At 71.0% G+C, this 23,682-nt stretch carries 27 protein-coding genes; 18 read left to right on the top strand and 9 right to left on the bottom strand.

Annotated elements, in window-relative coordinates:
- Nucleotides 1-12: 12 nt before the first annotated feature.
- The gene (locus RBJ65_RS31735) at nt 13-834 is read right to left on the bottom strand and encodes an NAD(P)-dependent oxidoreductase (RefSeq protein ID WP_306320069.1); all 822 of its coding nucleotides are present in this window, start codon (nt 832-834) and stop codon (nt 13-15) included.
- A 183-nt stretch (nt 835-1,017) separates the two neighbouring features.
- Here RBJ65_RS31735 and RBJ65_RS31730 point away from each other — a divergent pair, with 183 nt between their 5' ends.
- The 7 genes from RBJ65_RS31730 to RBJ65_RS31700 are packed head-to-tail and all read left to right on the top strand — an operon-like array spanning nt 1,018 to nt 5,440.
- Entirely contained in the window at nt 1,018-1,410 is a 393-nt protein-coding gene (locus tag RBJ65_RS31730; protein ID WP_306332188.1) for a carboxymuconolactone decarboxylase family protein, read from the top strand.
- Nucleotides 1,411-1,412: 2 nt separating this feature from the next.
- Nucleotides 1,413-2,285: an NAD(P)-dependent oxidoreductase gene (locus RBJ65_RS31725; protein WP_306320067.1), complete on the top strand. Its 873-nt coding sequence runs from the start codon at nt 1,413-1,415 to the stop codon at nt 2,283-2,285.
- Nucleotides 2,282-2,905, top strand: a complete 624-nt coding sequence (locus tag RBJ65_RS31720) for a carboxymuconolactone decarboxylase family protein (protein WP_306320066.1) — start codon at nt 2,282-2,284, stop codon at nt 2,903-2,905. Before RBJ65_RS31725 ends, RBJ65_RS31720 begins: the two co-directional genes overlap by 4 nt.
- 6 nt (nt 2,906-2,911) lie before the next feature.
- Nucleotides 2,912-3,616, top strand: coding sequence for a TetR/AcrR family transcriptional regulator (locus tag RBJ65_RS31715; RefSeq protein ID WP_306320065.1), 705 nt, complete (start codon nt 2,912-2,914; stop codon nt 3,614-3,616).
- Between the two features lie 54 nt (nt 3,617-3,670).
- Entirely contained in the window at nt 3,671-4,966 is a 1,296-nt protein-coding gene (locus RBJ65_RS31710; RefSeq protein ID WP_306320064.1) for a cytochrome P450, read from the top strand.
- Entirely contained in the window at nt 4,963-5,151 is a 189-nt protein-coding gene (locus tag RBJ65_RS31705) for a ferredoxin (RefSeq protein ID WP_306320063.1), read from the top strand. Before RBJ65_RS31710 ends, RBJ65_RS31705 begins: the two co-directional genes overlap by 4 nt.
- A 13-nt stretch (nt 5,152-5,164) precedes the next feature.
- Nucleotides 5,165-5,440 (top strand): chorismate mutase, encoded by a 276-nt coding sequence (locus RBJ65_RS31700; protein WP_306320062.1) that lies wholly within the window; start codon nt 5,165-5,167, stop codon nt 5,438-5,440.
- Nucleotides 5,441-5,501: 61 nt separating this feature from the next.
- Here the strand turns inward: RBJ65_RS31700 and RBJ65_RS31695 are convergent, their stop codons facing one another.
- Nucleotides 5,502-6,515 carry a ferredoxin--NADP reductase gene (locus tag RBJ65_RS31695; protein ID WP_306320061.1) on the bottom strand — a complete coding sequence of 338 codons (1,014 nt, stop codon included), beginning with the start codon at nt 6,513-6,515 and terminating at the stop codon, nt 5,502-5,504.
- A 49-nt stretch (nt 6,516-6,564) separates the two neighbouring features.
- Nucleotides 6,565-7,329, bottom strand: coding sequence for an SDR family oxidoreductase (locus RBJ65_RS31690; protein ID WP_306320060.1), 765 nt, complete (start codon nt 7,327-7,329; stop codon nt 6,565-6,567).
- A 70-nt stretch (nt 7,330-7,399) separates the two neighbouring features.
- Here RBJ65_RS31690 and RBJ65_RS31685 point away from each other — a divergent pair, with 70 nt between their 5' ends.
- The 7 genes from RBJ65_RS31685 (at nt 7,400) to RBJ65_RS31655 (ending at nt 14,949) form a co-directional block, all read left to right on the top strand.
- On the top strand, nt 7,400-8,851 hold the full coding sequence (locus RBJ65_RS31685) for a class I adenylate-forming enzyme family protein (RefSeq protein WP_306320059.1): 1,452 nt from the start codon (nt 7,400-7,402) through the stop codon (nt 8,849-8,851).
- Nucleotides 8,844-9,986 (top strand): thiolase family protein, encoded by a 1,143-nt coding sequence (locus RBJ65_RS31680; RefSeq protein ID WP_306320058.1) that lies wholly within the window; start codon nt 8,844-8,846, stop codon nt 9,984-9,986. Before RBJ65_RS31685 ends, RBJ65_RS31680 begins: the two co-directional genes overlap by 8 nt.
- 88 nt (nt 9,987-10,074) lie before the next feature.
- Nucleotides 10,075-10,398: a hypothetical protein gene (locus tag RBJ65_RS31675; RefSeq protein ID WP_306320057.1), complete on the top strand. Its 324-nt coding sequence runs from the start codon at nt 10,075-10,077 to the stop codon at nt 10,396-10,398.
- A gap of 13 nt (nt 10,399-10,411) precedes the next feature.
- Nucleotides 10,412-11,707 carry an amidohydrolase family protein gene (locus tag RBJ65_RS31670; protein ID WP_306320056.1) on the top strand — a complete coding sequence of 432 codons (1,296 nt, stop codon included), beginning with the start codon at nt 10,412-10,414 and terminating at the stop codon, nt 11,705-11,707.
- Entirely contained in the window at nt 11,704-12,471 is a 768-nt protein-coding gene (locus RBJ65_RS31665) for an SDR family NAD(P)-dependent oxidoreductase (RefSeq protein ID WP_306320055.1), read from the top strand. The genes RBJ65_RS31670 and RBJ65_RS31665 overlap by 4 nt, the downstream gene beginning before the upstream one ends.
- 85 nt (nt 12,472-12,556) lie before the next feature.
- Nucleotides 12,557-14,110 carry an acyl-CoA synthetase gene (locus tag RBJ65_RS31660; protein WP_306320054.1) on the top strand — a complete coding sequence of 518 codons (1,554 nt, stop codon included), beginning with the start codon at nt 12,557-12,559 and terminating at the stop codon, nt 14,108-14,110.
- Nucleotides 14,110-14,949, top strand: coding sequence for an SDR family NAD(P)-dependent oxidoreductase (locus tag RBJ65_RS31655; RefSeq protein ID WP_306320053.1), 840 nt, complete (start codon nt 14,110-14,112; stop codon nt 14,947-14,949). The genes RBJ65_RS31660 and RBJ65_RS31655 overlap by 1 nt, the downstream gene beginning before the upstream one ends.
- Nucleotides 14,950-14,984: 35 nt before the next feature.
- Here the strand turns inward: RBJ65_RS31655 and RBJ65_RS31650 are convergent, their stop codons facing one another.
- The 6 genes from RBJ65_RS31650 to RBJ65_RS31625 form a co-directional block, all read right to left on the bottom strand.
- Nucleotides 14,985-15,755 carry an SDR family NAD(P)-dependent oxidoreductase gene (locus tag RBJ65_RS31650; protein ID WP_306320052.1) on the bottom strand — a complete coding sequence of 257 codons (771 nt, stop codon included), beginning with the start codon at nt 15,753-15,755 and terminating at the stop codon, nt 14,985-14,987.
- A complete protein-coding gene (locus tag RBJ65_RS31645; RefSeq protein ID WP_306320051.1) occupies nt 15,752-16,594 on the bottom strand; it encodes a TauD/TfdA family dioxygenase in 843 nt (280 codons plus the stop codon). Before RBJ65_RS31645 ends, RBJ65_RS31650 begins: the two co-directional genes overlap by 4 nt.
- Complete coding sequence (locus RBJ65_RS31640) at nt 16,591-18,066, bottom strand: aldehyde dehydrogenase family protein (RefSeq protein ID WP_306320050.1); 1,476 nt, start codon at nt 18,064-18,066, stop codon at nt 16,591-16,593. The genes RBJ65_RS31645 and RBJ65_RS31640 overlap by 4 nt, the downstream gene beginning before the upstream one ends.
- Before the next feature lie 58 nt (nt 18,067-18,124).
- Nucleotides 18,125-18,442: a DUF4286 family protein gene (locus RBJ65_RS31635; RefSeq protein WP_306320049.1), complete on the bottom strand. Its 318-nt coding sequence runs from the start codon at nt 18,440-18,442 to the stop codon at nt 18,125-18,127.
- 101 nt (nt 18,443-18,543) lie between these two features.
- The gene (locus RBJ65_RS31630; RefSeq protein WP_306320048.1) at nt 18,544-19,941 is read right to left on the bottom strand and encodes an acyl-CoA reductase; all 1,398 of its coding nucleotides are present in this window, start codon (nt 19,939-19,941) and stop codon (nt 18,544-18,546) included.
- On the bottom strand, nt 19,938-21,302 hold the full coding sequence (locus RBJ65_RS31625; protein ID WP_306320047.1) for a hypothetical protein: 1,365 nt from the start codon (nt 21,300-21,302) through the stop codon (nt 19,938-19,940). Before RBJ65_RS31625 ends, RBJ65_RS31630 begins: the two co-directional genes overlap by 4 nt.
- A 78-nt stretch (nt 21,303-21,380) precedes the next feature.
- On the opposite strand from RBJ65_RS31625, the gene RBJ65_RS31620 reads away from it, so the two are divergent.
- From RBJ65_RS31620 to RBJ65_RS31605, 4 genes are read left to right on the top strand one after another with little or no spacing between them, the layout of a single operon-like run.
- Nucleotides 21,381-22,037, top strand: coding sequence for a TetR/AcrR family transcriptional regulator (locus tag RBJ65_RS31620; RefSeq protein WP_306320046.1), 657 nt, complete (start codon nt 21,381-21,383; stop codon nt 22,035-22,037).
- Between the two features lie 43 nt (nt 22,038-22,080).
- Complete coding sequence (locus RBJ65_RS31615; RefSeq protein ID WP_306320045.1) at nt 22,081-22,449, top strand: SDR family NAD(P)-dependent oxidoreductase; 369 nt, start codon at nt 22,081-22,083, stop codon at nt 22,447-22,449.
- A complete protein-coding gene (locus RBJ65_RS31610) occupies nt 22,443-22,844 on the top strand; it encodes a hypothetical protein (protein ID WP_306320044.1) in 402 nt (133 codons plus the stop codon). Before RBJ65_RS31615 ends, RBJ65_RS31610 begins: the two co-directional genes overlap by 7 nt.
- 40 nt (nt 22,845-22,884) lie before the next feature.
- Nucleotides 22,885-23,676 (top strand): enoyl-CoA hydratase, encoded by a 792-nt coding sequence (locus RBJ65_RS31605; protein WP_306320043.1) that lies wholly within the window; start codon nt 22,885-22,887, stop codon nt 23,674-23,676.
- Nucleotides 23,677-23,682 lie beyond the last annotated feature (6 nt).

The raw sequence follows: 23,682 nt of genomic DNA, 5'->3' as shown, positions 1-23,682 counted from the left end.
CTCCTCTTGTCGTCAGGTGGTGATGCAGGGCTCCGCGTCATCCAGTGCCGCGTGTGCCGCCGCCAGCGCGCCCAGTCGCGCCCCGATCCCGTCCGCGGTCTCACGGGCCACGGCCAGGTCCTTGTCCACGAACTCCCGTACGTCGTCGATGAACCGGTCCGCCGACCCTCGCGACGCCGCCCCCGCCAGCGCCCGGCTCGCCGCGCTGCCGTGACCGAGCGCCGTGAGCAGCACGCCCTCGTCCACGCCGAGGCCGCGGCCGAGTCGAGCAGCCTCCGTGACGAGCCCCAACTGGGCGGTGAACAGGGCGTTGTTGACCAGCTTCACGCTCTGCCCGGCGCCCACCGGGCCGACCGCGAGCACCGGGTCGGCGTACGCGGCGAGCACCGGCCGCAGCCGCTCCACGGTGGCCTTCTCGCCGCCCGCGAAGACGGTGAGCCGACCGGCCGCGATGTCGTGCGGACCACCGCTGACCGGCGCGTCCAGTACCTCGATGCCCCGCTCGGCGATCTCCTTGACGGTGTGCGGGCTCGCCGTGGTGTGCACGACGAGCACGGCGCCGGCCGGCAGCGCGTCGAGCAGGCCGCTGCCGAAGCACACCTGCCGTACTTGCTGGTCGGTGAAGACGCAGAGCACGAACGCGTCGACGCCCTCGGCCGCGTCCTCGACGCAATCGGCGACGAGCGCTCCTTCCTCGCCCAGCGCGGTCCGGCGCGCCGCGGTACGGCCCACGACGCACACCTCGTGTCCGGCCGTCACCAGGCGGCGCACCATGGGCAGCCCCATGCGCCCCGCACCGGCGAACCCGATCCGCTTCATGGGTGATCCACGCATTGCAAGAACACCCCTTCCGTTTCGCGAGAACTGTAATCTCGCCAAGGGGTGTGCGGAAGGTGTCGGCTGCGACTTTCTGCGCAACACCCGCCCGGTGTGGCCCTGTTGCCCGGCGATCTGGAGAATCATATTCTCTGATTCAGGAAATGAGACATGCGCCAACTCTCCGTCCCAGGAGGCACCGTGGCCCACCCCGAGCCACCGAAGGACGCCCGCGCCATGCGCAGGGCCGTGCTCGGTGACGCCTACGTCGACGCCGCCGTCCGTGCCGCACGGCCCGCCGTGGCCGAGTTCCAGGACTACATCACCGAGACGGCCTGGGGCGTGTGGGCCCGCGGCGGCGCGCTGCGCCCGCGCGACCGCAGCCTGCTGGTCCTCGCCATGACCGCCGCGCTCGGACGCATGGAGGAGTTCCGCACCCACGCCACCGCCGCGCCGCGCGCCGGCGTGACCCGGCAGGAACTCGACGAACTGCCCTTCCAGATCGCCGCGTACTGCGGCATGCCCGCCGGGAACGCCGCCCGCCGCTGCCTCACCGAGACCGAGGCCGCGCGCACCGGCGGGGACGAGGGCTGACCATGGCGACGGTCGGATTCATCGGGCTCGGCAACATGGGCGGCGCCCTCGCCGCGAACCTCGTGCAGCGCGGCCACCGCGTCCTCGCCCACGACAGGGCAGGCCCGGAACGCACCCCGGCCGGCGCGGACATGTGCCCGGACATCGCCGAAGTCGCCCGCGGCGCACACGTCGTGGTGTTGTCGCTGCCCGACGGGACCGCCAGCGAAAAGGTCGCTCGCGAGATCGCCGACACGGCCGGGCGTCGCACCGCGCACGTGGTGGACACCTCGACGGTCGGCGTGAGCGCCGCGCGCCGCGTCGCGGACCTCCTCGCGCGGCACGGCATCGGGCACGCCGACGCCCCCGTCTCCGGCGGTGTCGCGGGCGCCCGCGCCCGCACGCTGACCGTCATCTACGCCGCGCCCGACGAGGTCTGCGCCGCGATCGAACCAGTGCTCGCCGACCTCAGTGAGCGGCGCCGCAGAGTGGGGGAGCGGCCGGGGCTCGCGCAGGCCGCGAAGCTCGCCAACAACTTCCTGTCCGCGACGGCGCTGGCCGCCACGAGCGAGGCGCTGGCCTTCGGCAGGGCGGCGGGCCTGGACGCGGCGGTGCTGATGGACGTACTGAACGCCTCCAGTGGCCGCAGCGGCGCGACCGAGGACAAGTTCCCGCGCCACGTCCTCACCGGCAGCTACGACTCGGGGTTCGCCAACTCCCTGATGGCCAAGGACGTCGCGCTGTACCTGGGGGCCGTGGCCGAGCAGGGCGGGCCCGACGAGGTGGGCGCGCTCGTGGGTGCCCTGTGGCGGCGGTTCGCGGACGCGGAGCCGGGCGTCGACTTCACACGTGTGTCCCCGTTCGTCGAGGCAGCCAACAAGAGGAGCGAGCCGTGACCACCACCCCTGAGGCCGGGACCGCCTCCGATGCCGGACCGATCCGGCCCCGCATCGCACCGCTGCCCGTAAGGCAGTGGCCCCGCGCGATGCACGCCGCCCTGGCCGCCCTGACCCCGCCGCGGCCGCGCCATCCGGTACCGGAGAAGGGCGCCGACCGCCCCAAGGGCCTCAACGCACTCGGCGTGCTCGCCCGCTATCCCGAACTGACCCACGCCTTCAACGTGTTCAACGGTCACCTCCTCTTCGCCACCGCCCTCTCCATACGCCAGCGTGAACTAGTCGTCCTGCGGATCGCGGCCGTCCGTGAGTCCACGTACGAGTGGCGGCAGCACGTGTGGATCGCGCGGAACGAGGCGGGCCTCACGGACGAGGAGATCGCGGGCGTCGCGCAGGGGCCGCTGACGGACGCTCTGAGCGGTGCGGAGCGGGCCCTGCTGCGGGCCGTGGACGAACTGATCGCCGACGCGCGGATCGCCGACACCACCTGGCGCGAGCTCTCGGAGGTCCTCGACGAGCGGCAGCTAATGGATGTGGTGTTCAGCGTCGGCGCGTACGACACGATCGCCATGGCGTTCAGGACCTTCGGCGTGGTACTCGACGACGACCTCAAGGCGTGACGCCGCATGGCGAGTTGGCGTGAACAGGCCGTCGCCCGCACCGTGGACCCGGTGCGGGCGCGGGCCGAGAAGCGGGTGCAGGGATTCCTCGACGCCGCGCTCGAACTGCTCGCGGGCGAGGTGGGCAGGGACTTCACGGTCCAGGACGTCGTCCGGCAGTCCGGGCAGTCCCTGCGCAGCTTCTACCAGAACTTCGGGGGCAAGCACGAACTGCTCCTCGCCCTGCTCGAGGAGTCGGTGTTCAAGACCGCGGGGCGGCTGCGGGAGGCGATCGCCGACGAGCCGGATGCCGTCGGCCGGCTGCGCCGCTTCACCTTGGAGTACCACCGGCTGTGCCGACCGTCCCCGAGGCCGAGCTCCCTGCGGTCCGTCGAGATCCTCGGGATGGCCGAGTTCGCCCAGCAGCTGCTGACCGACGACCCCAAGGAGGCCGCCCGCGCCTTCGCCCCGATCTTCGCGCTCACCGAGGAGATCCTGGACGAGGCGGCGTCCGACGGCGTGCTCCGCGCGGACCTGGACCGTCGTGCGGTGGCCGGGGCCATGCTGCAGGCCATCATGTTCAACTCCTTCGCCCTGACCCTCGGCGGGACGGCGGTGCGCGGCCGTGGCGCGGACGCCGAGGCGCTGTGGGACCTGCTCGCGCACGGACTCATCGCCGAGCGGCGTCCACCCGAAGACGGAAACGTGCTTCTCGGGAATGGAGATGGTTGATATCGTGCGGCGGTACCGCACAGCTCGCTCGGCGCGCGTGAAAGGGGCACACCCGTGAAGGACCTGGAGGAGGTCGACCTCTTCAGCGACGAGGAGGTCGTGGCCGACCCGTATCCGTACTTCGAGGCCTTGCGGGGGCAGTGCCCCGTGCAGCGCGAGAAGCGGCACGACGTCGTCATGGTCACCGGCTACGACGAGGCGGTGGAGGTCTACAACGACACCGACCGGTTCTCCGCGTGCGTCTCCGTCACCGGCCCGTTCCCCGGCTTCCCCGTGCCCCTGGAGGGCGACGACGTCTCCGGCCTGATCGAGCGGCACCGCGACGAGCTGCCGATGAGCGATCAGCTGCCCACGCTCGACCCGCCGGTGCACACGGACCATCGCGCGCTGCTCATGCGGCTGATCACACCCAAGCGCCTCAAGGAGAACGAGGAGGCGATGTGGCGGCTGGCCGACGGCATGATCGAGGACTTCCTCGCAGGGGGCGAGGGCGAGTTCATCAGCGGGTTCGCCGGGCCCTTCACCCTCCTGGTCATCGCCGACCTGCTCGGCGTTCCCGAGGAGGACCGCGCGGAGTTCGCCGAGGAGCTGCAGGGCCGCCCGCGCGGCCGGGGCGCCATCGGCAGCACGGAGCACGAGGAACTCGGCCACACACCCCTTGAGTTCCTCTACGGCCGCTTCACCCGCTACATCGAGGAACGCCGCCGCGAGCCCCGCTCCGACGTGCTCACGGGACTGGCCACCGCCACCTTCCCCGACGGCACGCTGCCCGAGGTCGCCGACGCGGTGCGGGTGGCGGCGAACCTGTTCGCGGCGGGCCAGGAGACGACGGTACGACTCCTGAGCACCGCCCTGAAGATCCTCGGCGAGGACCGGGAGCTGCAACAACGCCTGCGCGCCGAGCGCCAGTTGATCGCCCCGTTCGTCGAGGAGTGCCTGCGTATCGAGTCCCCGGTCAAGGGCGACTTCCGGCTCTCCAAGGTGCCGGTCACTCTCGGCGGCGTCGACCTGCCGGCCGGCACCACCGTGATGGTCCTCAACGGGGCGGCCAACCGCGACCCCGAATGGTTCGACAGCCCCGACACCTTCGACGTGGAACGCCCCGGCGTCCGCCGCCACCTGGCCTTCGGCCGCGGCCCGCACACCTGCCCCGGCGCACCCCTGGCCCGTGCCGAGGCCAGGGTGGCCGTCGAGCGGCTCTTGGACCGCACCGAGGACATCCGGATCTCACAAGAACACCACGGCCCGCCGGACGCCCGCCGCTACCACTACGTACCGACGTACATCCTGCGCGGACTCACCCGCCTCCACCTGGAGTTCACGCCCGCGCGAGCCGAGGAAGGCCGGTGAAGGCCACCGTCGACGACGACCGCTGCCGCGGGCACGGCATCTGCTGCTCCACGTGCCCCGAGGTCTTCGACCTGAGCGACGACGGATACGCGACGGTCCTCGTCGCGGAGATACCCAGCGAGCACGAGAACGACGTACGGATCGCGGCCCGGGCCTGCCCCGAGCGCGCGATCACCGTCGACTGAGGGGGATTTTGCCGTGACCATCAACATCGCCTCCCCGATGCCGGGGAACGCCCGGACGCCGTCCTGCGAGCAACTGCGCGAACTGGACGAAGAGATCATCGAACTCCTGGCCCGCCGCCGCGCACTGGTCCGCGAACTGCCCGCCCCCGCCGGCCCACGCGCCGTCGACCCGTCCTTCACCGGCGCGGTGCGCGACACCGTCACCCGCTACGGCGAACAGCTCGGCAGCGGCAGCGAGTTGGTGGCCCGCGCGATCCTGGTGCTGTGCGACCCGGGGGACCGGGCGTAGCCGCACGGCATACCGAGGTGCCGCCCCTCCCGACGGAGGGGCGGCGCCTCGCTTGTGCGCTTCATTCGTACTCGACCACGACCGACGGCGCGTCCTCGTCCGGAATTGCCTGGCAGGTCAGTACGTAGCCCTCGGCGACCTCGTCGTCCATCAGTGCGTCGTTGGCCCGCATCGTGGCCGTGCCCTCCCGCAGGACCGCCATGCAGGTGGCGCAGTTGCCCGCCTCGCAGGAGAACGGTGGGGCGAAGCCCGCGCGGCGGGCGCTCTGCAGCAGGGTCTCGCCGGGGCGGTGGGTGATCGTCTCGCGGCGGCCGTTCATGACGACGGTGACCGTGCGGGGGTCGGAGGTCGGGGCCGGGGGCGGAGTGGGTCGTGGCCCCGGCGCCGCGCCGCCTCCGAAGCGCTCGCTGAACACCCGCCCCGTACCTGCCAGGGCCGACTCCACCAGCTCCATGAACGGCTCCGGCCCGCACACGTACGCGTCGGCCCCCGCGTCGGCGCCGACGAACTCCTTGATGTCCGCCGCCGCCAGGTATCCGCGGATGTCGTCGAAGTGACGCACCACCTCGACCCGGCCCTGATGGCGCGCGGCCAGTTCGGTCAGCGTGTCGTGAAAGATGGCCTGGCCGCGGTCCCGGTCCGCGCACAGCAGCCGCACACGGCGGTCGGTCGTCGCGAGCGCGCTCTTGGCGAGGGAAAGGACCGGCGTGATGCCACTGCCGCCGCAGAAGCCGAGCAGCGGTGTGTCGGCGGGGCGAAGTGTGAACTTTCCGCGGGCGGCGGTGAGTTCCAGCTCGTCGCCCTCCCGGACGTGATCGTGCAGCCAGTTCGACGCGGCCCCGCCCGGCACCCGCTTCACGGTCGTCGTGATCTCCTCGTCGAACCCGGGCGCGCTGGAGAACGAGTACGCGCGAGGCGCGGGACGCCCGTCGACCGTGATCCGGAAGATGCAGTACTGCCCGGCCTCGTACGTGAGCGGCCCGTCGAGAGGCGTGAGCGTGAAGGTGCGGGCGTCGGCGGTCTCCTGGACGATCCGCGCCACGATCGCGCGCCGGAACAGCGGGGGGCTCGGCATGGGCCTCCTCCTGGCAGCATCTGATGTGGTAACCGGCATCAGTTGCGGGCTACTTGGGCGGGAAGCGCAGCGCGCCGTCCAGGCGGACGACCTCGCCGTTGAGGTAGTCGTTCTCGCACAGGCCCTGGACCAGCGCCGCGTACTCCTCGCTGCGCCCCATCCGCTTGGGGAACGGCACCTGCGGCCCCCAGTACGCCTCCAGCTGCTCGCCGGCCTTCCCGTACGCGGGCGTGTTGATGGTGCCCGGCGCGATGGTGGTGACCCGGATGCCCAGCGGGGACAGGTCGCGCGCGGCGACCAGCGTCATGCTCGCGACGCCGCCCTTGGCCGCCGCGTAGGGGAGCTGGCCGATCTGACCCTCGTAGGCGGCGATGGAGGCTGTTGTGACGATCACGCCGCGCCCGCCCTCCTCCAGCGGCTCCTGGCGGGCGAGTGCGGCCGCGCCCAGGCGCAGCACGTTGAACACGGAGGTCAGGTAGTAGTCGATCGTCGTGCGGAAGCCGTCGAGGGGGAGCGGGCTGCCGTCCTTGCCGACCAGGCGGCCACCCGTAGCGGGCCCGCCGTGCACGTCCACCACGATGCGCAGCGGCCCGGCCGCCTCGGCCTCCGCGAGCGCCGCGTTGACGCTGTCCTCGGCGGTGGCGTCGGTGCGGACGTATCGGATACCGAGCTCCGCCTCGAGCGCCTTGCCCTTCTCGTCGTTGACGTCTGCGGCGACCACCTGTGCGCCCGCGGCGTGCAGCCTGCGCACCGTGGCCTCGCCGAGCCCACCCGTGCCGCCCACCACGATCGCGGAACAACCGGATATCTGCATGTGCGCAACCTCCCCACTCTTGAAAGTCCCGCTCTTCTGAAGTGAGAATAGCACTCTCATGAACATTGCGATGACTCTCGAGATGGCCGCGACGACGGGCGAGCGGCCCGCCGTCACCCTGGGCGAACGCTCCCTGTCCGCCGCCGAGTTGCTGCGCTTGGCACGCGCCGCCGCCGAGCGATTCCGCGGCGCGTCCGCAGTGCTGTACCGGGCTCCGAACCACCTCGCCTACCCGGTGACCCTCTTCGCCTGCGCCCTCGCGGGTGTGCCGTTCGTCCCGCTCAACTACCGACTGGGCGCGGAACAGTTGACGGAGATCGAGGCACGGCACCCCGGTGCCGAAAGGGTCGGACCGGAGGACCTGGACGGCCTGCTGGACGGGCCCGCCGCCCAGCAGGCCGATGACGTACAGGCGCCCTGGGACCAGGACGCCGTCGCCGTCATCCTCTACACCAGCGGCACCACCGCGGCGCCCAAGGCCGCCCTGCTGCGCCACCGCCACCTGCTCGCCTACGTGTTGAACACCCTGGAGTTCGACTCGGCGGCAGACGGCGACGCGGCGCTCGTCGCCGTCCCGCCGTACCACATCGCGGGTCTCACGAACCTGATGTCCAACCTCTACACCGGGCGCCGCGTCGTGTATCTGCCGGCGTTCTCCGCCGCCGAGTGGCTCGCCACCGTGCGCCGCGAGAAGGTCACCCACGCGATGCTCGTGCCGACCATGCTCGCCCGTATCGTCGAGGAGATCCCCGCGGGTGCCGACGCCGACGTGCCCAGCCTGCGCAGCCTTGCCTACGGTGGCGCCCGCGCGCCGCGCACCGTCGTGGAGAAGGCGCTACGGGCCTTCCCCGGCACGGACTTCGTCAACGCCTACGGCCTGACCGAGACCTCCTCGTCGATCGCCGTGCTCGGCCCCGCGGAGCACCGCGCCGCACTCGGGGCCACCGATCCCCTCGTGCGCGACCGGCTCACCTCCGTGGGCCGACCGCTGCCCGGCGTCGAGATCGAACTGCGCACGCCGGAGGGCGAGGTGTGCCCGGTCGGCCGCACCGGTCTCGTGCACGTACGCGGGGATCAGATCTCCGGCGAGTACCGGGGCCGCAGCGTGCTCGACGCGGACGGCTGGTTCCCCACCGGCGACCTCGGGCGCATGGACGCCGACGGCTATCTCTCCATCGAGGGCCGCGCCGACGACACCATCATCCGCGGCGGCGAGAACATCGCCCCCGCCGAGATCGAGGACGTCCTCCTCGACCACCCCGGCATCCGCGAGGCGGTCGTCATCGGGGTGCCGGACGAGGAATGGGGGCAGCGGATCGTCGCCGTCCTCGTCGGAACCGGCGACCCGGAGGAGATCCGACGCTGGGCGAAGGGCCGCCTTCGTACGTCCAAGACCCCCGACGCCGTCGTCTTCCGCGCCGACCTGCCGCGCACCGGCACCGGAAAACTCCTGCGGCGCACCCTGATCGCCGAACTGACCAAGTCGGACCCCCTGGACAACCCGGAGAAGTCCCATGCCTGAAGCCGTCATCGTCTCCGCCCTGCGCACCCCCGTCGGCACCGCCCGCAAGGGGACGCTGCGCGACACCGACGCCTACACCCTCGCCTACCGCATCGTCCGCGCGAGTGCCGAGCGGCTCGGCGAACTCGGCATCGAGCCGGACCGTATCGACGACGTCATGCTGGCCGAGGGCCTGTACGGCGGCGGCGTCATCGCCCGGCACGCCGCGCTCACCGCCGGCCTGACCACCGTGCCGGGCCTTGCCCACAACCGGCACTGCGCCGCGTCGCTGGCCGCTGTGCAGTCGGCCGCCGCCTCCGTCCGCTCCGGCATGGACGAGGTCGTGATCGCGGGAGGCGTCAACTCGGCGTCCACCTCGCCGCGGCTCCACTTCCACGACGAACCCTGGGTGCCGCCCACCCACCCCGACCGCCCCGACGCGCCCAACCTCGACATGTCGATCACCGTCGGGTGGAACGCCGCCGTCGCCGCGGACATCTCCCGCGAGGACATGGACGCCTGGGCCCTGCGCTCGCACCGCAAAGCGATCCGTGCCATCGACGAGGGCCGCTTCAAGGACGAGATCGTGCCCGTCGAGACCCCGCACGGACTCTTCGCCGTCGACGAACACCCGCGCCGTGACACGTCGTTGGAGAAGCTGGCCGGACTCAAGCCGCTGCATCCGGAGATCGACGGTTTCAGTATCACCGCGGGCAACGCCGCCGGTGGCAACGACGCCGCCGCGGCCCTCGCCGTCGTCAGCGACCGGCTCGGACTGCCCGCGCTCGCCACGGTCCGCGCCTGGGCCTCCGTCGGCGTCGACCCGGCCGACACCGGGCTCGCCCCCGTGCAGGCGATCCCGAAGGCACTGGCCCGCGCCGGGCTGCGCACCGAGGACGTCGACCTGTACGAGATCAACGAGGCGTTCGCGTCGATGTGCGTGGCCGTCGTGCGCCGCCTCGACCTCGACCCCGACACGGTCAACGTCAACGGCAGCGGCTGCTCGCTCGGCCACCCCGTCGCCGCGACCGGCGGCCGGATGCTGGTGACACTGGTCCACGAACTGCGGCGCAGGGGAGGCGGCGTGGGTGTCGCCGCGATGTGCGCGGGCGGTGGCATGGGTTCGGCCGTGGTGGTGGAGGTGCCGGCCCCGTGACCGCCCCATCCGCGTCCGAAATCTTGATTACCCATATCGGAGAAGCTAGTTTCCAACCGGATGGGGAAACGGCAGTGAGGAGCCGTCGATGACGTCAGCAGTCCGGGACCTGCGTCCCGGCCTCCAACTGGCCAGCGCCGTATGCGGAGTCCGCGTGATCGTCATCCGGGCTCCGGCCGGTGGCGGCCCGGAGCTCACATGTGGTGGCGAGCCGATGATCCCGGCCGAGACGGCGAAGCCCCCGGACTCCGGCGGCCCCGAGAGCGAGGCCGCCACCCTGATCGGCAAGCGGTACGTGGACGAGGCGGGCGGCGTCGAACTGCTCTGCACCGCCTCCGGACCGGGCGCGCTCGCCTGCGACGGCGCCCCGATGACCCTGAAGGCGGCCAAGGCGCTGCCCGCGTCCGACTGAAAGGCACCCCGCCATGCGGCACGACGACCTCATACTCATCAGCGTCGACGACCACATCATCGAACCGCCCGACATGTTCGTGAACCACCTCCCGGCCAAGTACCGGGACGACGCACCGCGCCTGGAGCACCGCGAGGACGGCACCGACGTGTGGCGCTTCCGCGACGCGGTCCTGCCCAACGTCGCGCTCAACGCCGTGGCCGGCCGCCCCAAGGAGGAGTACGGCCTCGAACCCCAGGGCCTCGACGAGATCCGCCCCGGCTGCTACGACGTGCACGAGCGCGTCAAGGACATGGACGCAGGCGGCATCCTCGCCCAGATGAACTTCCCTTCCTTCCCCGGTTTCGCCGCCCGCCTCTTCGAGACCGAGAACAGCGACCTGTCGTACGCGCTGGTGCGCGCCTACAACGACTGGCACATCGACGAGTGGTGCGGCGCCCACCCCGGCCGCTTCATCCCGATGGCACTGCCCGCGATCTGGGACGTCGACGCCTGCGTGAAGGAGGTGCGGCGGGTGGCCGAGAAGGGCTGCCACTCGCTGACGTTCACCGAGAACCCGGGCGCCATGGGCTTCCCCAGCTTCCACGACCCGTACTGGAACCCGCTGTGGCAGGCGCTGTGCGACACCGACACGGTGATGAACCTGCACATCGGCTCCTCGGGCCGCCTCGCCGTGCCGTCGGCGGACGGGCCGCCGGACACGATGATCACGCTGCAGCCGATGAACCTCGTGCAGGCCGCCGCCGACCTCATCTGGTCCCGCCCGATCAAGGAGTACCCGGACCTGAAGATCGCCCTGTCCGAGGGAGGCACCGGCTGGATCCCGTACTTCCTGGAGCGAATCGACCGCACCTTCGAGATGCACGCCACGTGGACCCTGCAGGACTTCGGCGGCAAGCTGCCCAGCGAGGTCTTCCGCGAGCACTTCCTGACCTGCTTCATCAGCGACCCCATCGGCGTGAAACTGCGCCACGAGATCGGCATCGACAACATCTGCTGGGAGGCGGACTACCCGCACAGCGACTCGATGTGGCCCAACGCCCCCGAGGAACTGCACGGAGTGCTCACCGAGCACCAGGTCCCCGACGAGGACACCAACAAGATGACGTACCAGAACGCCATGCGCTGGTACTCCTTCGACCCCTTCACACACATCAAGAAGGAGGAGGCCACCGTCGGCGCCCTGCGGCAGCGCGCCGCGGGCCACGACGTGTCCATCCAGGCGCGCAGCAAGCGGGTCGTGGAGCCCTCCCAGAAGCTCGAGTCCTTCCGGGCCCGGGCGAAGGCGGCCACGGCGGCCGCCAAGTGAACCGGACCCCCTTCGACCTCACCGGCCGCTCCGCCCTGGTCACCGGCGCGGGCGCACCCGGCGGCATTGGTGCCGCCGTCGCCCGCGCGCTGGCCCGGGCCGGTGCGGCCGTCCTGGTCACCGACGTGGACGGCGAGGCCGCGGCCGGCACCGCGGCAGCCATCCGCACCGACGGCGGCAAGGCCGACAGCGCCGCACTCGACGTGCGCGACCGCGCCGCGGCCGACGAGGCCGTCGCCCAGGCCGCCGCGCTTGCCGACGGCACACTGCACATCCTCGTCAACAACGCGGGTGTCACCGCGCCCGCCATGTTCCCCAAGCTGACCGAGGACAGCGTCCGCGCGATGATCGACATCCACGTCCTCGGCACCTTCAGCTGCGCCCAGGCCGCCCTCGCCCACCTGCCGGAGGACGGCACGGGCCGCATCATCAACGTGACCTCCTCAGCGGGCCTCACCGGCACCCTCGGCCAGGTCAACTACTCCGCCGCCAAGGCCGGGGTCATCGGGCTGACCAAGTCGCTCGCCCGCGAGCTGGCCCGCAAGAACATCCTCGTAAACGCCGTCGCCCCGCTGGCCGCGACACCGATGACCGAGACGATCCGCACGAACGAGAAGTTCGCGCCCGGCATGCTCGCCCGGATCCCGCTCGCCCGCTGGGCCGAACCCGACGAGGTGGCACCGGCGTTCGTGTTCCTCGCCTCCGACGCGGCCTCCTTCGTCACCGGCCAGGTGCTGCCGGTCGACGGCGGCCTGGTCATCTGACACCCAGGTCACCCGGCTCAGCCAGTTCGCTCAGTTCACTTAATTCGCTCAGTTCGCCCAGCTCACCCGGCCGAGGGGACGAGTCATGGAACCGCTGACCCTGCGCGCCCACGCACACCGCACACCCGACGCACCGGCCGTCCTGCTGGACGAGTTGTCCCTCACCTTCGCCGAACTCGACGACCGGTCCGCCCGGTTGGCCGCGGCCCTGCGAGCCGGAGGCCTGAAACCCGGCGACGGCATCGCCCTGCTGCTGGAGAACCACCCGTCCTTCCTCGTCGCGGCCTGGGCCGCCCAACGCTCGGGCCTGCGCTACACCGCCGTGAACAGTCATCTCCACCCGGCCGAGGTCCAGTACATCCTTGACGACTGCGGCGCCCGCGCGCTGATCGCCTCGGAGCGGATGGCGGAGGTGGTGGCGGGACTCGACCTCGACGCGATCGACGTACGGCTGTGCGCGGTCGGCGAACTCGACGGCTGGGCCCGGGTCGACCACGCGGTGTCCGCGCACGAGCCCTTGCCGGAGGCCGACGAGTCCGAGGGCCGCGAGATGCTCTACTCCTCCGGAACCACCGGACGCCCCAAGGGAGTGCGCAAGGAACTGACGGGAGCGCCGTTCGGTGACCCGACCGCGGCGCCCGCCCTCATCGCCCGCGGCATCGCGGGAAACGGGGGCGGCCTGCGCCCGGGCGACGTATTCCTCAACCCCGCCCCGCTGTACCACTCGGCGCCGCTCGTCTACTCCATGTCCATGCATCGCCTGGGCGTCCCCGTCGTCGCGATGGACGGCTTTGACCCGCGCCGCTGCCTGGAGCTGATCGAGCAACATCGGGTCACTCAGGCCCAGTTCGTGCCGACGATGTTCGTCCGCATGCTGCGCCTGGAGCGCGAGGAACGCGCACGGTACGACGTGTCGAGCCTGCGCGTCGTCGTGCACAGCGGGGCGCCCTGCCCGATCCCGGTGAAGCGGCAGATGATCGACTGGTGGGGGCCGATCGTCCACGAGTACTACGCGGGCACCGAGGACATCGGCAACACCGCCATCACCGCCGAGGAGTGGCTGGCGCACCCGGGCTCGGTGGGCCGGCCCGCCACCGCGTGCCACATCGTCGACGAGGGCACAGGGAAGGAACTCCCGTACGGGTGCGAGGGGTTGGTGTACTTCGAGGGCGGGCGCTCCTTCGCCTACCACAACGACCCGGACAAGACCTCCGCCGTGACCGACGCCCACGGCTGGCGCACCCTCGGCGACATCGGCCGGCTCGACGCGGAGGGCTACCTGTACCTCACGGACCGGCGCGCCCACATGATCATCTCCGGGGGTGTCAACATCTACCCGCAGGAGGCGGAGAACGTGCTGGCCGGGCACCCGGCGGTCGCGGACGTCGCGGTCATCGGTGTGCCGGACGCGGAGATGGGGGAGGCGGTCAAGGCCGTGGTCAAGCCCGCGCGACAAGGCGCCGGGACCGCGGAGTTGGCGGCCGAGCTGCTCGCCCACTGCCGGTCCGCACTCTCCTCCTACAAGTGCCCGCGCACCGTCGACTTCACCGACGCGCTGCCCCGTGACCCCAACGGCAAGCTGTACAAACGCCGTCTGCGGGAACGCTACTGGCAGGGCCACGAATCGCGGGTCGTCTGATGGCGGGGGACTGGTTCACGAGCCGCGCGGGGCTGGCCGACACGGTCGCCGTCGTCACGGGCGGGGCCGGCGGGCTCGGGAGCGCGATCGTCCGCGACCTGGCGTCCAATGGTGTCCGCACGGCCGTCGTCGACCGCGACGAGAAGGCGGCCCGCGCCCTTCAGGAGACGCTCCCCGAAGCCCTCGTCCAGGTGGGCGACGTCCGCGAAGAGCCCACGCTGCGAAGGCTCTTCGACGCCGTCGACAGCCGGTGGGGCCGCCTCGACATCCTCGTCAACGTCGTCGGCGGCACCTTCCGCGCCCCCTTCACCGAAACCGGCCCACGCGGCTGGGACGCCCTGATCCGCACCAACCTCAGCCATGTGCTGCACGCCTGCGCCCTCGCGGTGCCGCGGATCCAGGCGGGCGGCCGCGGCGGCAGCATCGTCAACGTGTCGACGATCGAGGCCCACCGCGCCGCGCCCGGCTTCGCGGTGTACGCGGCGGCGAAGGCGGCCGTCGAACAGTTCGCCCGCACCCTCGCGGTCGAGCTCGCACCGGACGGCATCCGGGTCAACAACGTGGCACCCGACTACGTGCCGACGCCGAGCCTGCGACCACTCGGGCAGGAAGGGGACGGCGCCCTGGGCTCGCCGCAGGGGCTCGCCGCGGCCATCCCCATGGCCCGCGCCGGCCGCCCCGAGGACGTGTCCGGCTGCGTCGTCTTTCTGGCCTCCGCCCTCTCCTCGTACGTGACGGGCACGACGCTGCACCCGGACGGCGGCACGCACGCGTCATCGGGCTGGTTCAACTGGCCGGACAGCGGCTGGGCCAACCATGTGCCGCAGCGGCTGCTGTAAGGGCGCCGCACCGTCGTGGACGGTGCGGCGCCGCCTCAGGTGTTGCGCCCGCCGTTGACCCCGATGATCTGCCCGGTGACGTACCCGGCCTCCTCCGACACCAGGAACGAGCAGGCCGCGGCGATGTCCTCGGGCCGCCCGGCCCGCCGTACCGGAGTCACCGCCGCGATGTCCTCCACGGAGTGGCCGAGCAGGCCGCGCCGCTCCGATCCGCGCAGCATCGGGGTGTCCACGAAGCCGGGCGGGATCGTGTTCACCGTGATGCCCTGCGGGCCGAACTCCAGGGCCAGGGACTTGGTCAGGCCGATGAGGCCGGACTTCGACGCGACGTAGTGCGTCATGTACTGCTGGCCCGAATGCGCGCTGGACGACGAGATGTTCACGATGCGGCCCCAGCCGGCGCCGATCATGTCGGGGACGGTGGCCTGGCACAGATAGAACGGACCACTGAGGTTCACGGCCAGGATGGTGTCCCAGGCCTCGTCCGTGATGTTCAGGAACTCCTTGAAGCCCGTCTTCCCGGCGTTGTTGACCAGCACCACCACGGGGCCGTAGGCGCCACGGACCTGCTCCACCGCCGCGTTGACCTGCTCGCGGTCGGACACGTCGACGCCACCGACGGCCATGGCCTCATGGCCGCACTTCCGCGCCTCCCCGGCCACCGCCTCCGCGGCCTCCTTGTTGAGGTCCAGGACGGCGGTCGCGAACCCGTCCGCCGCCATCCGCAGCGCGATGGCCCGGCCGATGCCGGATCCGCCGCCGGTCACCAGTGCCGCCCGCCGCTGTGTCGTACCCGTGTCGGTCATGCGATGGCCTCCTCGCCCGCCAGAGACGTGCGGTGCATCAGCCGCGACGAGGACTGCTCGTACGGCAGCGCCCGGTGCAGCATTCCGGTGTTGTCCCAGATCACCAGGTCGCCCTGATGCCACTGGTGGCGCAGCGTGAACCGTGGCTGCGTGGTCCAGTCGAGGAGGCGCGAAAGGAGCGCCTTCCCCTCCTCCTGCGGCCGTCCGACGACCGCGCCGGCCGTTGTGCCGAGCAGCATCGACCTGCGGCCGTCCTGGTGCGTCCACACCAGCGGGTGCTCGCGGGCCGGGTTGCGGTCCCAGGCGGCGCGTTCCTTGGGCGACGGGTTCGGTGTGACGTGCAGCTGCGAGGCGGCGAAGCTGTGGACGACGCGTACGTCCTCCAGGTCGGCCCGCTCCTCCTGCGTCAGTGCCTCGTACGCGGCGTAGGTGTTGGCGAACTCGGTGTCGCCGCCCCCGCCCCCGCCGCCGTCCACCCGGCGCGCGGTCAACAGCGTCGCCTTGTCCGGCACCTCGCTGGTCGTGCCGTCGATGTGCCAGAAGAACGTGGCCTCACGGTAGGCGGCTAGACGGCTCTTGGACGGGTCGCGGGTGATGGCCTGTACCTCGGGGTGGCCCGGTACGCCCCCGTTCGGCAGCGGCAGGACCTGGCCGAGGAGGCGGCTGAAGGCGACCAGGTCGGCGTCGTTCAGGTGCGCCTCGCGGTAGACCACGACGCCGCGCCGGTCGAGGGCCGCGCGGCATTCCTCGGCGACCGCCTTGTCGACCAGGCGGTCCCCCGCGAGGCCGGTGATCTGCACACCGGTGGTCGGGGTCAGCTCCGTGACGGTGACACTCATCGGTTGCCCCCGGCCTCGTCCGTCACCACTTCCACCTCGCCGAACGTTTTGCGCTCCATGAATTCCTCCAGACCGGCGACGCCCTTTTCCCGGCCGATTCCGGACTGCTTGTAGCCGCCGAACGGGGTGTCGGAGAAGAAGTAGTTGCCGCCGTTGATGCTGAAGGTGCCGGTGCGGATGCGCCGTGCCACGGACAGCGCCCGCTCCCGGTCGGCGCTGTGCACGGCGCCGGAAAGGCCGTAGATGGAGTTGTTCGCGATGCGCACGGCGTCGTCGTCGCCCGCGTCCTCGTCGTAGGGAATCACCGCGAGGACGGGCCCGAAGACCTCCTCTTGCGCGATCTCGCTGTCGGGGTCGACGTCGGCGAGCAGCGTGGGTGCGTAGAAGTACCCGGGATCGACGCGCTGTCCGCCGGTCACGAGCGTGGCGCCGTCCGCGACGGCGCGCCGCACCATCGCGTCGACCTTGTCGCGCTGCCGCTCGCTGATGAGCGGGCCCATGTACGTCTTGGGGTCGTTGGGGTCGCCGACGCGCACCCGCTCCAGGCGCCGGGCCACCTGCTCGACGATGGCGTCGTGGTGGCGGCGCGGCACCAGCATCCGCGAGGTGATCGCGCAGGCCTGGCCCGAGTGCAGACAGATCATGTACGCCGCGTACGTGGCGGCGCCCTTGAAGTCGGCGTCGTCGAGGACCACGAGGGCGGACTTGCCGCCGAGTTCGAGGAAGACCTTCTTCACCGTGTCGCTCGCCGCCGCCATGATGCGTCGCCCCGTCGGGCTGGCACCGGTGAACGTCACCACGTCCACATCGGGGTGGGTGGTGAGCACCTCGCCGACCGAAGTCCGCGACGAGGAGAGGATGTTGACGACTCCGGCGGGGATGTCGGTGTGCTCGGCGATGATCTCGCCGAGAGCCAGGGTGACGAGGGGAGTGTCGGGTGCGCCCTTGAGGACGATCGTGCAGCCCGCCGCCAGTGCGGGTGCCAGCTTGGCCAGGGCCAGCTGATTGGGGTAGTTGTACGGGACGATGGCCGCGACGACCCCGCCGGCCTCCCACTCCACCCATCGGTGATGGCGCTGCCCCTGGTACTCGACCACGCCCATGTCCTCGACGAACGAGTGGTTCTTGAGCAGGTCCGCGTAGTACCGCACCAGCTCGATCGGTTCGTCGAGCTGCGCCGCGTAGGTCAGCATGCGTGGCGCTCCGGCGTCGGCGATCGTCAACTCCCGCAGTTCCTCGCGGTGGTCGACGAGCGCGCCGTGCAGCTGGTCGAGGCAGCGGCGGCGCAGTTCGCGGTCGGTGCCCCAGCCGGTGGTGTCGAAGGCGCGCCGGGCCGCGGCCACGGCCTGGCGGGCCTGCTCCTCGGTGGCGTCCGGCGCGTGGCCCAGCAGCTCGCCGGTGGCGGGATTGGACGAGGCGAACGTGGTGTCGGCACCCACGAGTCGCCCGTCGATGAGTTGACGCCGTGACATGGTCTCCCTTGTCTCTCCCCTGGGGAACGGATGGCGTGGCACGTCGGGCGGGTGCCGGTCAGGGCCGGTACTCCGTGGCGACCTTGAGGATGTGCATGCGCGGCGCGGGGGCCGTGCGCAAGGTGTCCGACATCCCGAGCCTGCCGTCGGCCGCAGCGGCGGAGAGGTTCTTGACCGCCTGCTCCGGGTCGCCCTCGAGCGCGTAGTGGGCGATGTACGGGCCGTCCGGTGCGGTGGGCGTGAAGCGGACGGCGGACACGATGCCGTCGAGCGCCACCACTTCGGGAATGTGCACCTCGTCGTACCAGCGGTTGAACTCGTCCTCGACCTCCGGACTCGCGGGCCGGGACTCGACGTGCAGGACGTATCTGGCCATGGCTGCTCCGTCAGTTGCTTGGATGAGCGTTGATGGTATCCGCATTTCTCTCTACAGAGAACCCGATTCTCACTGCTGCTTCGCCGGCACGCCGAACCGGATCAGCGCATCCCGTCCTCGTGCACCATCCAGTGCACGAAGCGGTGCAGTGGATACATGGCGTCGTGCGGGTTGCCGATGGTGCTCGGCCCCGCCTCGCCGAGGCGCACCACCCGCTGTGCGCCGCAACTGGCCAGCCGGTCGCGGTAGTCGACCATCCGGTCGAAGGGATGGAAGCCGACCGTCTGCGTGGCCACGGTGACGCCTCGCACCGCGTCGTCGAGCGAGTCGACGCGCACCACGTTGGCGACCTTGTTGATGGGGTGGAAGTCCACCGGCTCGTCCGAGCGGATCACCACGCCGCTGCCGTCGGCCCGGCCCCACACCCGGAACTCGTCGTCGAGGAGTCGTAGTGTCTCGATCTGCTCGCGCAGCTCCATGTCGAGGGGCCGGCTGTCCCCGGAGGCCGCCGCCTTCGAGGCGATGTGCGCGTGCAGCCGCGCGCAGAATCGGTCCGCGTCGTCGTGATCCCCCTCCACGTACAGGAAGCGGCTCGCGACACAGGCCTCCTGGCCGAGCACCATCACGTCGGCCGCGGCGAGCTCGGCCGTCCGCTCCAGTGCCTCGCCGGTGACGAAGGCCTCCCGCCCGATCATCGAGATCGAGGTCTTCGGATCGAAGGAGACCAACTGGAAACCGGGGCCGAGATATTTGACGACGTTGTTGATCGCGTCACCGCCGCCCCAGGCCACGATCTTGTCGAAGTACTGCGGGCGGTACAGGACCCGCTCGACGGTCTCGTCGCCGCCGCGCCAGTACGCCGCCGACATGGACGCCACGACGGGGTGCCCGGGCTCGATGCTCGCCATGGTGCGCAGGATCGCGACGGTGGTGAACGGGTCGCTGGACGGCATCTTGAACAGGTTCACGGCCTTCACCAGCGCGCCCTGGGCGATCGACTTCACCGCGACGCCCGGCGAGTTGCCCGGCAGGACGTGGATCAGGCGCGGCGCGAAGGCCCGTACGTAGCTGTGGCGACCGGTGAAGTCCTCCTTGGGCACCCAGGTGTCCAGCGCCGCGGGGTCGGGGAAATTCTGCTCCACCACGGTGCGCAGCAGCCGCGCGTCGAGATAGGCCGAGGCGTGCCTGACCTGCTCTTCCAGGACCTCGCGTGGCAGGGGATGGGTGACGGCCATGCGCTCGACGCAGTCGGCGACGAACGCGTTGTCCGGTGCGCGCAGCCGCTCACCGGTCGCCACGAGGAAGTCGATGATCTCGGCGAGTGGCACATCGAGCAGGGGCGGCACCTCGCCGCGCGGATGCACCGCCCCGTCGAGGTCCAGGGCGGGCGTGGTGAAGGCGACGCCCAGGTCGCGGGAACGGTGGGTGCGGTCCTGGCCCTCGTAAAGGCGGCCACGCAGGAAGAACGGCGCCGACACACCCGCAGCGACCGCCGTCACGACACACCTCGCACATACGCGTCCACGGTGCCGGCGCACCCGATCTTGTCGTCGCCCGCGAGGTCCGCATAGCGCACGATGTCGTTGCGGATCGACGGACCGGCCGCCCCGCACGCGCACGGATCGAGGTCCAGGGCGATGCGGTCGCCGGTGATGACACCACCCCAGCGCCCGTCGAGCGCGAGGTCGAAGAACGCGGCCCGCCCCTCGACCTCACCGCGCTCATGCGGCAGTAGATGCTCCCCGGACTCGTCGAGCACGAACGGCACCACCCACGGCGGAACGTGGTAGCGGTCGCCCTTTCGGCACTTGGGCATGCCGGAGTTCAGTTCCTGCATCGAGTAGTTCTGGAAGTTCCGATCGGCCGGTATGCCGAACGTCTCGTGCACGAACTGCTGGTAGTCCGGCGGGAGTTGAGCGCGCTTGAGGCCGCCGCCGACGTACAGACAGTTGTCGGGGTGGAAGTCCTGACCGGAGTGGCCCATGTCGCGCACGAGCCGTGCCACCTGGTGCAGCGCGTTCCACATGCCGGAGATGTAGAGCTTCTCGGCGCGGTGCTCGATGAGCGTCTCGGCGGCCGTCACCATGGCCCTCTCCAGGGCCTCCTGGCGCTGAGCGGCGGTGCGCTCGAACTCGGCGAGCTCCTCCGGCGGCGCGGTTCCTTCGGCGATCTTCTTGCGGAGCAGGACGGTCCGCGTCAGGGAACCCACGGTGATCGGTGGCAGCGGCAGCCGGAAGCGTGGCTTGGCCGGGTCGCCGAAAGCCCGCTCCTGTGCCTCGGCGATCACCATGTTCTTCGGTACGGCGGTCGTCGGCGCGATGCCGATCATGCGGCGGTCGCCGGTCGGCAGCACACCGGAACCCCACGAGAACACACCCACCGTGTCCTTGCGGGACCAGTTCATGTCCCGCTCGGTGGCGAGGAGCATCGCCGACTTTCCGGTCGTGCCGCTGGAGCAGGAGACATGGTGGCCGTGCTCGCCGAGCCGCGCGATCCACTCGTCTATCCGGTCGCTGCCGTCGAGGTCCGAGGTGTCGACCGGAGTGAGAGGGTACGGCGACACGGTGCCCAGCCACTTCGCGAGCCGGTCCCAGCGCCCCTGTGTCAGGAAGTTCTCCGGGTAGCTCTTGTAGACGCTGTGCGGAAACAGCAGGGGCACGACGTCGGGCAGGTCGCGGATCTCGACGATGCCGGCCTCCTGGGCGCGATGGCCCAGCAGCCTGATGCGGCCCTTGCGGTCCTGGAAGCGTTCGTTCAGGGCCGCGAGCTGGGTCGACCGCAGGTCGTGGGCCGAGTGCGCGAAGCGGTCGGAGGCGTCAACGAGCGCTGTCAGCTTGTGTGTTGCGGTTGCTGAGGTCACGGGGAACACCCTTCTGTGAATAGCAACTCAGCCGTATCATTCGCACGGTTGGGGTCCCCGCACAAGAGGGAGGATGCCGTGAGCGAGAACGCCATTCCGCCCCGGGTCCGGGCGGGGCGGCCCACCCGCGAGCAGGCCGAGGCACGTCACCAGGAACTCCTCGACGCCGCCCTCGACTTGTTCCTCGAGCGCGGATTCGAAGTGACGACGATCGAGATGATCGCCGCGCGCGTCAGCATGACCAAGCGCACGATCTACGCCCGCTACCCGGACAAGGCGACCCTGTTCCGCGCGGCGATCCAGCGCGCCGTGGAGCGGCAGATCGTGCCGCAGAACGTGCTCGACGCCCTGGACCGGGGCGAGTTGAGCGCTACGCTCGAGGCCATCGCCCGGCTCCGCGTCGACCAGATCGCCTCGCCGCACGGGCTGCGCCTGCAGCACATCATCAACGCCGAGAGCCACCGCTTCCCGGAGATCTTCACGGCGTACGTCGAACAGAGCACACGCCCGCTGATCGAACACGTCGCCACGGTCCTCCAGCGCGCGGTCGACGCGGGGGAGATCGCTCCCACCGACGTCGACCACGCGGCGTCGGCCTTCATGAGCATGGTGGTCGGCGGCCGGGTCCGCGCCATCGTGGGCGGCCTCGATCCGACCCGAAGCGAACTCGACGAGCGGGTCCGATTCGCGGTGCGCCTATTGCTCGACGGGCTCCGGCCGCGTCCCGACATGTAGCCCCCCGATGTGCGGGCTGCTCGCCTGTAGGAGGACTGCCTTGATGTTCGACACGTCTCGCCCCGTCGTGGTGATCACGGGGGTCAGCTCCGGGATCGGGCGGGCCGCGGCCCGCCGACTCCTCGCGGACGGCGCCCAGGTGATCGGGGTGGGGCGCGACCCGCGGCGCACCGCCGAAGCCACAGCGGAACTCCAGGAGGCGGCCCGCGCGGGCGGTGGTACGTGCCTCATGCTGCGCGCGGACTTCGCGCTGATGGCGGAGGTGGCCCGGACGGTCGACGCGATCAAGGAGCATGCCCCGCACGTCGACGTCCTGGTCAACAACGCCGGCGGGGTACGGGACCGGCGGATCGTCACCGCCGAGGGGACGGAGGCCACCTTCGCCGTCAACCACCTGGCTCCGTTTTGCTGACCCGTGAACTGCTGCCGCGGCTGCGGGAGGCCGCGGCACTGCCCGGCCGCCGGCAGGCGCGGGTCATCACCGTCTCCTCCGAGGCCCACCGCCAGGTCGACGGGCTCGACTGGGACGACCTGCAGAGCTTCGAGGCCGCGCACAGCGTCGTCGGATACTGCCGGGCGAAGCTCGCCAACGTGCTGTTCACGCGCGAACTGGCCCGGCGCGAGCGGGCGTTCGGACTCGTGGCCCAAGCCCTGCACCCAGCCGTCGGGCGCGACGGACCCGAGTCGCGCCGCGCGGGACGGCGACGCCGCCCGACGGCTGTGGGACGAGAGCGAGGCCCTGCTGCGCCGACTGGGTCAATGAGGGGAACTCCGACGTGGTGCGGGAGTCTTACTTTCAAGAAATGAGAATGCTATTCTCGCCGCGTCCGGTGAGAGGAGCCACCCTGTGGATCAGATCCTGTACGAGGCGAAGGACGGAATCGCCGTCATCACGCTCAATCGTCCCGAGGCCGCCAACGCCCAGTCCATGGAGCTGCTCGACGCCCTGGACGCGGCCTGGAGCCGGGCGGCCGAGGACGACGACGTGCGCGTGATCGTGCTGCGCGCCAACGGCAAGCACTTCTCCGCGGGGCACGACCTCAAGGGTGACTCGCACACCCCCGACAAGATCACCCTGGAGCACATCTACGGCCTCGAGTGCCACCGCTACCTCGGCTATTCGCTGCGCTGGCGCAACGTGCCGAAGCCGTCGATCGCGGCGGTGCAGGGCAAGTGCATCGCGGCAGGGCTGATGCTGTGCTGGCCGTGCGATCTGATCGTGGCGGCGGAGAACGCCGAGTTCTCGGACCCCGTGGTGCGGATGGGGATCAGCGGCGTCGAGTACCACGGCCACACCTGGGAGTTGGGGCCGCGCAAGGCCAAGGAGATCCTGTTCACCGGGCGGGCGCTGACGGCCGAGGAGGCCGAGCGGACCGGCATGGTGAACAGGGTCGTCCCGCTCGACGAACTCGACGGCGCGGCGCGGGACCTGGCGGAGCAGATCGCACAGATGCCGGCCTTCGGCCTGCGGCAGGCCAAGCGAGCCGTGAACCAGACGCTCGACGTGCAGGGCTTCCAGTCGGCACTGCAGTCGGCCTTCGACATCCACCAGACCGGACACGGCAACGCCATCAGCGTCGACGGATACCCGATCCTGACCCGCCTCGACGACATGAAGAAGCACATCAAGCAGGCATGAGCACAG

The sequence above is a fragment of the Streptomyces sp. KL109B genome, assembly GCF_030766935.1.
In the GTDB taxonomy this organism is placed as follows: Bacteria; Actinomycetota; Actinomycetes; order Streptomycetales; family Streptomycetaceae; genus Streptomyces.
The sequence above is the reverse complement of the archived record's forward strand: the minus strand, read 5'-3'. Positions and strand labels throughout refer to the sequence as shown.

Excerpts from the sequence above, each read along its gene's own strand:
- RBJ65_RS31735 (WP_306320069.1), bottom strand. The coding sequence starts at position 834 with ATGCGTGGATCACCCATGAAGCGGATCGGGTTCGCCGGTGCGGGGCGC.
- RBJ65_RS31725 (WP_306320067.1), top strand. The coding sequence starts at position 1,413 with ATGGCGACGGTCGGATTCATCGGGCTCGGCAACATGGGCGGCGCCCTC.
- RBJ65_RS31715 (WP_306320065.1), top strand. The coding sequence starts at position 2,912 with ATGGCGAGTTGGCGTGAACAGGCCGTCGCCCGCACCGTGGACCCGGTG.
- RBJ65_RS31695 (WP_306320061.1), bottom strand. The coding sequence starts at position 6,515 with ATGCCGAGCCCCCCGCTGTTCCGGCGCGCGATCGTGGCGCGGATCGTC.
- RBJ65_RS31690 (WP_306320060.1), bottom strand. The coding sequence starts at position 7,329 with ATGCAGATATCCGGTTGTTCCGCGATCGTGGTGGGCGGCACGGGTGGG.
- RBJ65_RS31685 (WP_306320059.1), top strand. The coding sequence starts at position 7,400 with ATGACTCTCGAGATGGCCGCGACGACGGGCGAGCGGCCCGCCGTCACC.
- RBJ65_RS31680 (WP_306320058.1), top strand. The coding sequence starts at position 8,844 with ATGCCTGAAGCCGTCATCGTCTCCGCCCTGCGCACCCCCGTCGGCACC.
- RBJ65_RS31675 (WP_306320057.1), top strand. The coding sequence starts at position 10,075 with ATGACGTCAGCAGTCCGGGACCTGCGTCCCGGCCTCCAACTGGCCAGC.
- RBJ65_RS31670 (WP_306320056.1), top strand. The coding sequence starts at position 10,412 with ATGCGGCACGACGACCTCATACTCATCAGCGTCGACGACCACATCATC.
- RBJ65_RS31660 (WP_306320054.1), top strand. The coding sequence starts at position 12,557 with ATGGAACCGCTGACCCTGCGCGCCCACGCACACCGCACACCCGACGCA.
- RBJ65_RS31655 (WP_306320053.1), top strand. The coding sequence starts at position 14,110 with ATGGCGGGGGACTGGTTCACGAGCCGCGCGGGGCTGGCCGACACGGTC.
- RBJ65_RS31650 (WP_306320052.1), bottom strand. The coding sequence starts at position 15,755 with ATGACCGACACGGGTACGACACAGCGGCGGGCGGCACTGGTGACCGGC.
- RBJ65_RS31645 (WP_306320051.1), bottom strand. The coding sequence starts at position 16,594 with ATGAGTGTCACCGTCACGGAGCTGACCCCGACCACCGGTGTGCAGATC.
- RBJ65_RS31640 (WP_306320050.1), bottom strand. The coding sequence starts at position 18,066 with ATGTCACGGCGTCAACTCATCGACGGGCGACTCGTGGGTGCCGACACC.
- RBJ65_RS31635 (WP_306320049.1), bottom strand. The coding sequence starts at position 18,442 with ATGGCCAGATACGTCCTGCACGTCGAGTCCCGGCCCGCGAGTCCGGAG.
- RBJ65_RS31615 (WP_306320045.1), top strand. The coding sequence starts at position 22,081 with ATGTTCGACACGTCTCGCCCCGTCGTGGTGATCACGGGGGTCAGCTCC.